Below are 12,950 nucleotides of genomic sequence, written 5' to 3' on the forward strand. Positions count from 1 at the left end.
GATGTTACAGATAACTTTATCGCAGATGGGGGTTATTGTCAATCAACCAATCAACTTTGCAAAATGAAAATAATATAGCTAGTATCTTTCTCGAAATTCCAAAAAGTAAATTTATCGATTATTTTGGTGTTTAAATAGTTCTCGAAGTTTCTTTTATGCTCTATTATCAAACGTTTCTCCAAATCCCGCTTCGCGATCGTTAATTGTTCAGTAAAGCCGAACTTGATCAATTCCTTTTCGATCGGAACCATTATACCTTTTCGGACAATCATCAGCTGCCGCTTATTGAGCATAGTTGAATAGATATCCACTGGTTCTTTTTGAGCAAGCTTGGTAACCTTCGCTAATTCTCGTTCGACTTTCTCTCTATTTCTATAATCACTGATGCTCGTTTCTGTTTTTGATAGCGTAATAATAAACATGCCAGTCGAAGTTTGCAAATTCCAATCATAAAAGAATTCATCAACTTTTGTTCCTAATGCTGCTTCAATATAGGAGGTGATGTCTTTGATTATGGTTTCCATGAGAAGGTCCCGGTTCTTTTGCACGTAAACTTCACCATCTTGATTAGCCAATAAGGATTTCTCCATAGGGGAAAGGAAATCGGCAAGATGCACAGCAAGAGTAGGAGACGATAACGTACAAATAACGTGGCTGGGGCCCCGTCCGAAGGTTTCTCTTAGCATTCTTCCTATATAACTGCTAATGTCTTTTTCGGCTTTTGTTATTTCCATATCATACACCTCAGGCTTTGTGACTTTCTTATCATTTATCCCTAAGTAATTTTTTTGAAACATCAGACAAAGACTTATTACAGGGGATTTTAGTCTGAATTAAAAGATTAAAGTCAACGAAAACATCTAGAAACGATTAGGACATGAGAGGGATGATTGGTCAAACTTTGGCGCTGCGGAAATAATATTTAATATTATCAAATATGCCGGGAAGTTTTCTTCCCGGCACATTTGTTTTATACGGCTTCATCTGCAAACTGGCTGTTATAAAGATCCGCATAGAAACCATTTTGTCTCAGCAACTCATCATGAGTACCTTGTTCAATGACGGTTCCTTTATTCATTACTAGAATTAAATCTGCATCTTTAATCGTGGATAAACGGTGAGCGATCACAAAGCTTGTACGATTTTCCATTAAGCGATTCATCGCTTTCTGAATAAAGATTTCAGTTCTTGTATCAACACTGCTTGTTGCTTCATCCAAGATTAGAATAGAAGGGTTTGCTAAAATGGCACGAGCTATTGTAAGCAATTGTTTTTGACCCTGTGATATATTGGATGCTTCTTCATTTAATTCAGTTTCATATCCTTCTGGCAATGTACGAATAAAATGATCGGCATGAGCTGCTTGGGCTGCTTCAATAATTTCTTCACGAGTGGCACCTTCACGACCATAGCCAATATTATCTGCAATGGTACCATTAAAGAGCCATGTATCCTGAAGAACCATACCGAATAATCCATGGAGATCTCCGCGTTTCATTTCTTTAATATCGACACCATCAATTTTTATGCTTCCGCCATTTAATTCATAAAAACGCATTAACAGGTTAATCATTGTTGTTTTACCTGCACCGGTCGGACCTACTATGGCTACTTTTTGCCCTGGTTTGACATCAAGATTCATATCTTCAATCAATAGCTGATCCTGCTTATATCCGAATGCAACATGATCAAAAACCACATGTCCTTTTGGATGAGAAATCATTTGTGGATTCGTTGTTTCTGCTTCCTCCTCCTCCTCATCTAGCAGTTCAAATACACGTTCTGCAGAAGCAACAGTAGATTGAATAATGTTAGCGATATTCGCCGTTTGAGTAATCGGTTGTGTGAATTGGCGTGCATATTGTATAAAAGCCTGTATATCACCAACTGTTATTCTTCCGTTTGTAACAAAAATACCGCCAACTACACATATGAGTACATATCCGATGTTTCCGATAAATTGCATGAAGGGCATAATTACACCTGAAATAAACTGTGCTTTCCAGGATGATTCGTATAATTTTTCATTTATTGCCTCAAACTCTTCCAAAGCTTTTTCCTCTTGGCCAAAGGCTTTCACGACCTCATGTCCAGTATAGATTTCTTCAACATGGCCACTTAAATTTCCAAGTGATTTTTGTTGGCCAGCAAAGTAGGTTTGAGATTTTTTGGCTACAAATACAGCGACTACTCCGCTTAAAGGTAATGTTAAAAGAAGAATTCCTGTCATAACCGGGCTGATCGACAGCATCATAATAATAACACCAATAATCGTTACTACACTGGTAATAAGCTGTGTTAAGCTTTGTTGTAAGGTAGTGCTGATATTATCAATATCATTCACAATCCGGCTTAAAGTTTCACCTGTAGTTGTTCCATCAAAATACTTTAAAGGCAGCCGAGATACCTTAGCTTCAGCTTCTTCTCTTAATGTAAATACCGTATTTTGAGCAACGCTTGCCATAATATATTGCTGGATAAAGGCGAAGATTGAGCTAAACAAATATAAGGCGCCGAGTAGGAAGAGAATTCGAATGATATACTCAAAATCGATGCCTGCGCCAGGAATACCTGACATTTTTTCCATAATGCCTTCAAATATTTTGGTTGTCGCTTTACCTAATACTTTTGGGCCGACAATGGTGAAAACCGTACTGAGGATTGCAGCCAGCAATACAGTTAAAAGGCGAAATTTATAAGGTGCTAAATAACGAATTAATCGTTTTAACGTACCCTTAAAATCTTTTGCTTTTTGTATCGGTGCTCCTGGACCACCTGGAGGACCAAATCCCGGATTTGATTGTCTTCTTGTCATTCTGCTCATGCAATCTCCTCCTCAGAAAGCTGTGACTTCACAATTTCTTGATAGGTATCACATGATTTTAGTAATTCTTCATGTGTACCAATTCCCATAACATTTCCTTCATCCAATACAATGATACGATCGGCATCCATAACCGTAGATACACGTTGGGCAACCAATAAAACCGTTCCTTCCGTGGTTTCACTTTTTAAAGCTTTCCGCAGCTTAGCGTCCGTTTTGAAATCCAGTGCAGAAAAGCTGTCATCAAACATATAGATTTCCGGTTTTCGAACCAAGGCTCTCGCAATGGACAGACGTTGCTTTTGTCCTCCGGAAATATTTGTACCGCCCTGAGAAATAGGAGAGTCAAAGCCTTCCTTCATATTAGAAACAAAATCATAGGCTTGTGCGACTTTTGCAGCATGGATGACTTCCTCATCACTGGCATTCTCATTTCCGTAGAGGATATTTTCCTTTACGGTACCGGTGAATAAAACAGCTTTCTGAGGAACTAGACCAATTCGGTTACGTAAATCCACTAATTCCAGTTCCTTAATATTGATTCCATTAAGATAAATACTGCCTTCAGTCGGTTCATAAAAACGAGGAATCAGCTTTAATAATGTTGATTTCCCAGAACCAGTTCCGCCGATAATGGCTGTAACCTCACCAGGACCAGCGCTAAATGAAAGGCCTTTTAAGGCAGGTTCTTCGGCACCTGGATAGCTGAATGTAACATTCTTAAATTCCAGGTAGCCAGTTTTAGTTGGTTTAGCTTCATGTTTAATTGGCTCATCTTTAATAGTGGGCTTAATCGCCAATACTTCATTAATACGAGCTGCGGAAGCAGAAGCACGAGGAATCATGACAAACATCATGGAAAGCATAACCATGGAGAACATAATTTGCATGGCATATTGAATAAAGGCCATTAAATCACCGACCTGCATATCTCCATGATCAATCCTGATTGCACCAAACCAAACAACCGCAATGGTTGTATAGTTCATAATCAGCATCATGAGCGGCATAAGTGTAGCCATTAATTTATTCACTTTGATAGTAGTGTCTCTTAAGTCTTTGTTGGCCTTCTTAAAACGTTCCTTTTCAAAATTGATCCGATTAAAGGAACGAATGACACGGACACCAGTCAAATTTTCGCGAATGACACGGTTTACAGCATCCAATCTGCGTTGAACCAGTTTAAATAGAGGGACGCCTTTCCAGATGACAAAAAGAATAACGCCCACTAAGACCGGAATCGCAAGGATGATAACCCAGGATAGTTCGGAATCTTTTGAAAAGGCCATAATAATGCCACCAATAGCCATTAAAGGTGCCATTATCATCATTCTAAGGATCATGTTAAGGACCAATTGTACCTGTGTTATATCATTGGTTGTTCTTGTAATTAAGGAAGCAGTACCAACTTGTTCAAATTCATGAAGTGAAAAATTCTCAACATGGGAGAATACTCTGGAGCGAAGATTTTTGCCAAATGACATGGATACTTTGGCGCTGAAGTAACTTGCCGTAATAGAGCAAAGCGTACCAACTGCAGCAACCAAAAGCATAAATCCGCCAATTTTCCATATGTATGGTATGTTCTGATTAATGACACCTTTGTCGATGATGTCAGACATCAATGTGGGTAAGAATAATTCTGATAATGACTGTATAAATACCAATGCGAATATAAAAACAATCGGTAATTTATACGGTGCTAAATAGCGAAACAATTTCCTCAAAAATTAACAACTCCTTAATACTGATTTTCATTAAAAAACTCATACACTTTGGTTAATAATCGGGTGAGTTCCTTACTATCATTTAATCCGATATATTCCTCTAGAAGGGTAAAAGTTTGATGTAATTTAGCAAGTGCTGCATCTGCTACAGAATCTCCCTCACATGTTAATGTAACCAGTACCACCCTGCGATCATTTTTATCAATTCTGCGGGTAATTAGGTTATGCTGTTCCAGCTTATTTAAAATGGGGGTAACAGATGGCATTTTAACATTTAACTGCTTGCTGATCTCGGATACCTTAATCTCGGTAATATGTTGAGTTTTTTCTTTGATACATGTCAAAACTCTTATTTCACTTGGTTTATATCCTTTTATTGTTTTCTTTTCCCAATCCAATTTGTCAAACTGTGTAAAAGCCCTGATCAATTTTTCAACTGATCGGTCTTTGTTAACTGTCATACCTCCACCTCTAAAACAAAGTCTTCCTAATAGTTAAGTAACCAAATTAAAAGCAAATAAAATTATATTTATATAATATATACAAGTCAATATAGCTATACAGTTTCAGAAAGTGTAAAATATGACAAATTAAATACGATGGTTTTGTAGGTCTGTTAAATAAAAGAAATAGGAAATGAAAAAATGTATAATGTATAAAACATATTAAATTCAGCTTAAAATCCCAATGTTTTACATAATTGGGATTGTCTTTATATCAGTTCTTCGGTAACGTTATATATAGAAGCTAAACTCAGGAGGAAGAAAGTTTATGAAAGAAAGAAAACAGAAGGGGAGTTATAAACGCTTTTTTCGGTTATTGCATGCAACGAACCCTTCATATGGAAGACTTGGTTTTGCACTCGGTCTGAGTATTATTACTACCCTTATTGGGTTGCTCATTCCATTGTTAACAAAGGAATTGGTAGACGGCTTCAGTATGTCTTCATTATCTAAAAGTCAGATTCTCATAATTGTATTGGTGTTTATTGCTCAAGCTGGTTTAAGTGCATACGCGACCTATGCACTTGGATATAATGGTCAAAAAATCATTGCAGGCTTGCGGGATTTATTATGGAAAAAGTTGATTAAGCTGCCTGTATCGTACTCTGACAAATATGGTTCAGGGGAAATGATTAGCAGATTAACAAATGACACAATGGTCGTCAAAGAATTGATAACTACCCATTTAGTTGGGGCTATTACTGGAATGATTTCAGTTATTGGGTCTATAACGATATTATTTATCATGAACTGGAAATTAACCCTGTTAATATTTATTGTTTTCCCAATAGCAGCCATGATTTTAATACCAATTGGCCGAATTATGCTTAATATCTCGAAGGAGACCCAAGCTGAAACTGGTAGATTTACAGGGGTATTAAATCAGGTCCTACCTGAAATCCGCTTAGTCAAGGCATCCAATGCAGAAGAAATTGAATATAATAGGGGAATGTCAGGTGTAAACCGGTTGTTCGCTCTTGGTTTAAAAGAAGCGAAGACCCAGTCTCTTGTTTCACCAATTATCACATTAGTGCTAATGGCTGCTCTAGTAGGAATTATTGGGTATGGCGGTATGCAGGTAGCGAGCGGAATTATTACAGCAGGTTCGCTTGTAGCTTTTATTCTTTACATTTTTCAAATTATTATGCCTATGGGGCAAATTACGACATTTTTTACTCAATTGCAGCGTTCGATGGGAGCAACCATGAGAATAATTGAAATCCTGAATGAAAAAGAAGAGGATTTACTCAAAGGGAAAGAACTAGTAAAAGCAAATGTCGATATCGTTCTCGATGATTTATCATTTGGATATGCAGAGGAGTCTTTAATTCTTCGTCATTTAAATGCAAAGATTGAAGCGGGAAAAGTAACAGCGATTGTTGGACCAAGCGGTGGAGGGAAGACGACTCTGTTTAAATTGCTTGAACGCTTTTACGAACCAAGTGAGGGATCAATCAGGATAGGTGAAATTCCTATCGGTGAATACAATTTGCAATCGTGGCGGAAGCATATTGGGTATGTATCTCAAGAAAGCCCGCTGTTGGCAGGTACGATCCAGGATAATATATGTTATGGTTTGGAAAGGGAAGTCACCTCCGCTGAACTGGAGCAAGCAGCTGAAATGGCTCATGCACTTGAATTCATTCAGCAGCTTCCAGAAGGATTCCAAACGGATGTAGGGGAGAGGGGATTGAAGCTGTCAGGAGGACAGCGCCAACGAATTGCGATAGCAAGAGCGTTATTGAGAAATCCAAGTATTCTAATGCTAGACGAGGCCACATCAAGTTTAGACAGCCAGTCTGAACAAATCGTGCAGGCTGCATTAAATAAACTAATGGTAGGGAGGACGACAATCGTTATTGCCCATCGATTATCAACCGTCGTCAATGCCGATCAGTTGTTATTTATTGAAAAAGGTGAAATTACAGGTAGAGGAACACATGAAGAATTAATGCAAACTCACAAGCTCTACCATGAATTCGCAACACAGCAATTAAAAATTAATGAGAATTTAAAAGAGAAGGCATAAATTGCACAAAGCATAACAATTTTTTTTGATATTTAAGAATGAACAACTAGCTAAACGAAACCAAAACGCGCTTAGAAATATTTTACTAAGCGCGTTTTGGTTTTTTTAAAAGCAATTTTACTATTATTTAAGGGTTATAAACCTGTAAATAGAATCAAAACGCCCAATTCCCATTTCGGAATATGGCCTCACGTGTACCATCAGGCAATTCTCCATCAATGTCCATATCAGCTGAACCAATCATAAAGTCCTCATGCACTTGGCTGATATTTACCCCATACTTATGCAATTGTTCGATATTCATTTCTTCTCCACCTTCGAGGCAAAATGGATATCCAGCTCCAATGGCGAGGTGGTTAGAAGCATTTTCATCAAATAACGTATTATAGAATAAGATATTTGATTCAGAGATCGGTGAATGGTGAGGTACCAGCGCAATTTCACCCAGGTATTTAGCTCCTTCATCAACATTGATAAGATGATTTAAAATTTTATCTCCTTTTTTTGCCACGGCATTTACGATTCTTCCTTCTTCAAATGTTAACGTAAATTCATCAATTACATTGCCGCCATAAGCTAACGGTTTTGTGCTTGAAACCGTGCCATTTACTCCATTTTTTAAAGGAATCGTAAATACTTCTTCAGTAGGCATATTGGCTACGAATTCTTTGCCGGTTGAGTCTTTAGCTCCTGCTGCGCACCACTTATGTTTCTCGGAAAGTTCAATTCTTAAATCCGTACCAGGTGCTTTATAGTGTATGTATTTATATTTTTTGTTATTTAAATAATCAGCTTTACTGATTAATGTATCAAGATGCTCCTCCCATGCTTGGATAACATTTTCCTGATCAACACGGACTGAAGAAAAGATGGCATCCCAAAGTAAATCTAAGCTGTTTTCTTGTCCAGGGAATATTTTTTTGGACCAACCCTCACCTGCAGCAGCAACGACTGTCCAACTGATCTTATTGGACTGCATTGCTTCGCGTAAATTATTGAGAGCCTTACCTGCAGCCTTTTGAAAATTAGCGATCCGATTTGAGTCGATCCCATTCAGCAAATCCGGATCTTGAGAGACAATCGTTATAAAAGTTGCACCTCTTTCAACCATTTCGTTTCTGGAGGCAGCCATCCATGAAGGAAATTCAGTAAATGCCTCGTCAGGTGCCAGCAAATATTTCGTTCGGTTAATTTCTTCATCACTCCATTCCACAAAAACCTGCTTTGCACCTGCTTCATAGGCTTTTTTAACAAGTTTACGTGTAAATGGTGCAGTTTCAATAGTGGATATGATGAATACAATTTGATCCTTTTGTACATTAGCAGCTTTCTTAACAGTCAAGTCAGCATAACGATCTAATTTTTCTTCAAAATTATTCATGGATTAATCCTCCCCATACAATATTATTTACTATAAAAGTATATCATCTAGATATCAGAAAATATCAAAATTTATTGGGATAAAAATATAGAGCTGGATCTATAAGAAATCCAGCTCTATATAGCATTTTTATTAATGTCCTCCTAAGAAGACCAATTGAATAAGGAATAGTACACCAAAGATGTAAACAAGAGGTGGAACTTCTTTCGCTTTGCCACCAACTAATTTCAAGATTGGATAAATAATAAATCCAAATGCGATTCCAGTAGAGATACTTGAAGTTAAAGGCATCGCAAGAATAATAACAAATGCTGTAAAAGCTTCATCAAACTCAGACCATCTAATCTTTGATATACCTTCCATCATAAAGCACCCAACAATAATTAAAACAGGAGCTGTAATGGAAGCTAAGTTTGAGATGGCTCCAATAAATGGTGAGAAGAATAATGCTAAGCTGAACAATATAGCAACAACTACTGCTGTTAAACCAGTACGACCACCGGCAGCAACACCTGTACTTGATTCTACATATGCTGTTGAAGGACTTGTACCAAAAGCAGCACCAACAGTAGTAGCGATAGAATCACCAAGGAAAGCTTGCTTTGCCCTAGGAAACTTACCGTCTTTTAATAATCCGGCCTGTTCGGATACAGCCACCATTGTACCTGTTGTGTCAAAAATCGTTACGAGTAGGAATGAAAATACAACGGCGTATAAGCTGTTAGTGAATACACCACCGAGATCTAAATCAAAAAATGCTATTCCTTCTGGAAGTGAAGGGAGTAATTGCTTGGCTGTAATGTCCAGCATGCCTGTAAAATAGCCAATAATTGCTGTAATAATCATTCCAATAAACAAAGCACCAGGTACTTTTCTTACCATAAGAATAAGGGTAATGAATAAACCGGCAATTGTTAATAATGGAACAGGAGCAGTTAAATCACCTAAACCAACAAGATTGCTTTCGTTTGCGACAAAGATTTGTGCTTGTTTAAAACCAAGAAACGCTATGAATAAACCAATACCGGATGTAATTCCATATTTAATAGAAAGAGGGATGGAATTAATGATCTTTTCACGTAAATTACTAAAACTTAATAACATAAATAAAAGTCCGGCGATAAATACTGCGCCTAAAACCACTTGATAGCTAAGTCCTTGTGTCGCAACAACACTCGTAAAGTAAGCGTTTATTCCCATACCTGGCGCAACGGCGATTGGGTATTTTGCATACAAGCCCATAATTAAAGTACCAATTACTGCCGAGATAATGGTAGCAATAAATACCTGATTAAAGGGAATTCCTGAAGCGGAAAGGATTGCCGGGTTAACTATTACAATGTACACCATTGTAAAGAAAGTAGTTATACCAGCTAAAACTTCCGTTTTAACAGTAGACCCGTTTTGGCTAATTGAGAAAAATTTGTCTAACAATTCGTATACCTCCATCTATTCACCTTTAAAAAAGCGAACGTTTTTGACGACATTTAATATAATATTCGCTTTTAGGTTATTTTTCAACCACAAATTAATAATTATATTAATTATTTGCAATAACTACTTATAATATGAGGATTAAAGAGAGGCTTTATCCTAGTTATGAGGTTGATATTTAAAACATTATCATACTAAAACTGATTGTTAGTATTAGAAGTCATTATGAATAGTGCTTCAACATTTCAGGACTTTGATTTGTAAATGGTTGATGTTACTTTTGTGACTTCTGTATAGGTTGAAATACAAAGTAGACTGTGACCAAAAAACAAAAAGAAATTTATGTGAATAAATTAAAAATATACAAAAATTAGTAGATGAAAATATTTACATTTTTCATATCGGGAGTATTATTATCAAAGTTTCTAATTTCTAAATCGCTTAAGCATAATTGCGCGGGGGACACATTGTGTTCTGGGGTGAATCCATTATGGTAGGGCTACTCAGTAGGCACGAATCCGACAGCTAACTCCTCAGCGTTTTATGAGAAGGAAGGTGGAACTTGTGAGACGAAACTAATATAACGTCTGCAGGTCTATTTATTGATGGCTTGCAGGCGTTTTTTGTTGATAAAGCTATTAATTTATTAATTTCTTAATAATAAAAGCGGGTGAGCAGAGTGGTTTCATCAATAAAACGTATACTCATTGGTCGTCCTTTAAAGTCAATATAAACACAGAGTGATCTCCGCTATTAATGGAATCACTCTTTTTTTTGCTTAAACTACACATCCCTTTAGATTTAATAGTTATATGAAATAATGATGGCATCTTTATGCATAAAAATACAAGTAAGTATTTACCTCAAAAAATTATGGTGATATAATTTATTTACTTTTTTAAAGAGGGTGATTCCCATTAGAATGTTAATTTTAGAAGATGAGCCTGTTGCGAGAAAAGTACTAAGGAAAAGGCTTGAATTACAAGGATATACAGTAGATGATTTTGACGATCCAGAGGATGCAATTATAGCTTGTGATAAAGTGAAATACGATTTATTAATTTTTGATATTACCATTCATGGTGCAATTATTGATGGTTTGGAAGCTGCTTCTATTATAAGGAAAAAACATAATATTCCCTTTGTCCTCGTTACCGGAGCAGATTCGTCAGATGCAAGATTGCGAGGATTACAGGAAGGTGCGCTTTTGTATTTTACAAAGCCTTTCAGCTACAAAGAACTTGTCCTTAACATAAAAAATATTATGGAAAGTACAGCAGTAAAAAATAATTCGTATTATATACATAGAGGATTAAAAATTGAGCCTCTTCGTGGTACGATTACGAAAGAAGATGGCAGTGTTGAAACGCTATCGAAAATTCCAATGCAGGTGTATACGTATTTATTAGAACATAAAAATCAAGTTGTCAGTAAACAAGAATTATGGAAAAAAATATGGACTGAGCATGGGGATATGAGTGATGACATTATTAATACAACGATAAATCGGATTAGACGAAAGATAGGTAAGAATAGCATTAATACGATTAAAAATGTTGGATATGAAATCAATGACTAAAAATTGGCTTACTGTTAAACGGTTTACCATTTTATCCAATATTCTCATGTTCTTGATATTTACAGGCATAGTCTTACTGCAAAATATTAATCGGGTAAACGATTATGCAAAACATCGAATCAATGAAGTATTGCCGAACTTCTATTTGGTTGAAACTCATTTAGCTGAATACGGTTTACAGGAAGACTTTCTAAATGATAAATTCGGTAAGCTACCTGGTGCTTATGAGTATATGATGATTTTGGATCATGACTCAAGTTATCAAAATATTGCTTATAACCAAACATCAAAGAATATCAATATTTATGAAGGAAAAGATAAAAAATATTTACCAATAATTAAGTGGTTATTAGGTCAGAGTCGAGAAGACATCTATGTAAAAGATGGTTTAAGTGATAAAAAAATTAAGGTTGAGTTTTATGAAGTTAATGGATCTGTAATAGCTGAAATTGAGCATGCCATTCATACGGAAGCATTCAATGGTCAGTTATATACGAAAATAAATCTCTCGGTTCTGCTTATTGAAGATTTTAAAGAAATACTCATCACGAATGGTTATTTATATTTGATTATATTCATTTTTTTCTTTTTGTTTCAGGCCTTATTATTTGAAACTATTTTTAAACCTTTATCGAAGATGACCAATCATTATAAGCTGAAAAACAAGTTTAATATTACACCCCATTTTATGAATGACTATATGTTAAGGGAAATGGAAGAGTTAAACAATGTTACCAATAGTAGTGTTGAAAAAATGCTCGCTGTAACCGACGAGACGCATGCTTTCCTAGAAGAGATTGTCCATGAGGTTCGGAATCCTGCTCATAATATTAAGAATACCATCGAATATTTGGAGGACCTGATTGAAACGGATACCCTTCCTGAGATAAAGGAAGGATTATTTCATATTAAAAATGAATCTAGTAATATAGATTCATTATTAAAGGGTATTAAACTATCGCATGAACTTTATTATTTAGGAGGAAATCCTCCAGATAGCTGGATAGAACCAAAAAGCTGTATTGAACCATTAATGGCTGCCTATATGAGGAATTACCCCTCCTACACATTTATTTTTAATGATAATGTAAGTAAAACCACCAAAATCTGGATTGATGAGTATTCATTTGAATTAGTCATGCAGAATTTATTGAGCAATGCAGTGAAATATTCTACAAAGGAATCAACCATTTTTGTGGGAATTAGAGAGAATAAGCTTGATAATACTATTAATATTGACGTAACCAACACTGGCTCATCTATCCATTATTCTAATATCAATAAGATCTTTGATAAGTATGTACGTCTAAGTATGGCTAAGCAGATAACGTCTGGATCGGGTATTGGGTTATGGATTGTTAAAAGGGTTTCTGAAATATATGATGTGAATATTGATGTAAATAGTACAAATCAATCAGCAACCTTTTCGCTGAAGTTCAAGCATATTAAACAGGAAAATATTGAAGAATAGCG

9 protein-coding genes and 1 riboswitch are annotated in these 12,950 nt (G+C 36.0%); of the genes, 3 read left to right on the plus strand and 6 right to left on the minus strand.

Annotated features, from left to right (window positions below; genetic code table 11):
* Positions 1-50: 50 nt before the first annotated feature.
* From AC4G3O_RS09975 to AC4G3O_RS09990, 4 genes are all read right to left on the minus strand, one after another.
* Positions 51-734, minus strand: coding sequence for a Na-translocating system protein MpsC family protein (locus AC4G3O_RS09975; RefSeq protein WP_491136109.1), 684 nt, complete (start codon positions 732-734; stop codon positions 51-53).
* Between the two features lie 236 nt (positions 735-970).
* Positions 971-2,824: an ABC transporter ATP-binding protein gene (locus AC4G3O_RS09980; RefSeq protein WP_139891187.1), complete on the minus strand. Its 1,854-nt coding sequence runs from the start codon at positions 2,822-2,824 to the stop codon at positions 971-973.
* Complete coding sequence (locus tag AC4G3O_RS09985) at positions 2,821-4,551, minus strand: ABC transporter ATP-binding protein (RefSeq protein ID WP_491136110.1); 1,731 nt, start codon at positions 4,549-4,551, stop codon at positions 2,821-2,823. The genes AC4G3O_RS09980 and AC4G3O_RS09985 overlap by 4 nt, the downstream gene beginning before the upstream one ends.
* Before the next feature lie 14 nt (positions 4,552-4,565).
* Positions 4,566-5,012: a MarR family winged helix-turn-helix transcriptional regulator gene (locus tag AC4G3O_RS09990; protein ID WP_491136111.1), complete on the minus strand. Its 447-nt coding sequence runs from the start codon at positions 5,010-5,012 to the stop codon at positions 4,566-4,568.
* A 310-nt stretch (positions 5,013-5,322) separates the two neighbouring features.
* On the opposite strand from AC4G3O_RS09990, the gene AC4G3O_RS09995 reads away from it, so the two are divergent.
* Complete coding sequence (locus AC4G3O_RS09995; protein ID WP_139891185.1) at positions 5,323-7,083, plus strand: ABC transporter ATP-binding protein; 1,761 nt, start codon at positions 5,323-5,325, stop codon at positions 7,081-7,083.
* A 154-nt stretch (positions 7,084-7,237) separates the two neighbouring features.
* On the opposite strand, the gene AC4G3O_RS10000 is transcribed toward AC4G3O_RS09995, so the two are convergent.
* Positions 7,238-8,464: an aminopeptidase gene (locus tag AC4G3O_RS10000; protein ID WP_491136112.1), complete on the minus strand. Its 1,227-nt coding sequence runs from the start codon at positions 8,462-8,464 to the stop codon at positions 7,238-7,240.
* A 132-nt stretch (positions 8,465-8,596) separates the two neighbouring features.
* Complete coding sequence (locus tag AC4G3O_RS10005; RefSeq protein WP_066100075.1) at positions 8,597-9,898, minus strand: NCS2 family permease; 1,302 nt, start codon at positions 9,896-9,898, stop codon at positions 8,597-8,599.
* Between the two features lie 428 nt (positions 9,899-10,326).
* Positions 10,327-10,453: riboswitch (cyclic di-AMP (ydaO/yuaA leader) on the plus strand.
* A gap of 367 nt (positions 10,454-10,820) precedes the next feature.
* Between AC4G3O_RS10005 and AC4G3O_RS10010 the strand changes: the two genes are divergently transcribed.
* Both AC4G3O_RS10010 and AC4G3O_RS10015 read left to right on the plus strand, forming a co-directional pair.
* Positions 10,821-11,477: a response regulator transcription factor gene (locus tag AC4G3O_RS10010; protein ID WP_491136113.1), complete on the plus strand. Its 657-nt coding sequence runs from the start codon at positions 10,821-10,823 to the stop codon at positions 11,475-11,477.
* Positions 11,470-12,948 carry a sensor histidine kinase gene (locus AC4G3O_RS10015; RefSeq protein ID WP_491136114.1) on the plus strand — a complete coding sequence of 493 codons (1,479 nt, stop codon included), beginning with the start codon at positions 11,470-11,472 and terminating at the stop codon, positions 12,946-12,948. Before AC4G3O_RS10010 ends, AC4G3O_RS10015 begins: the two co-directional genes overlap by 8 nt.
* Positions 12,949-12,950 lie beyond the last annotated feature (2 nt).

It is taken from the genome of Bacillus sp. z14 (2026) (genome assembly GCF_058313575.1).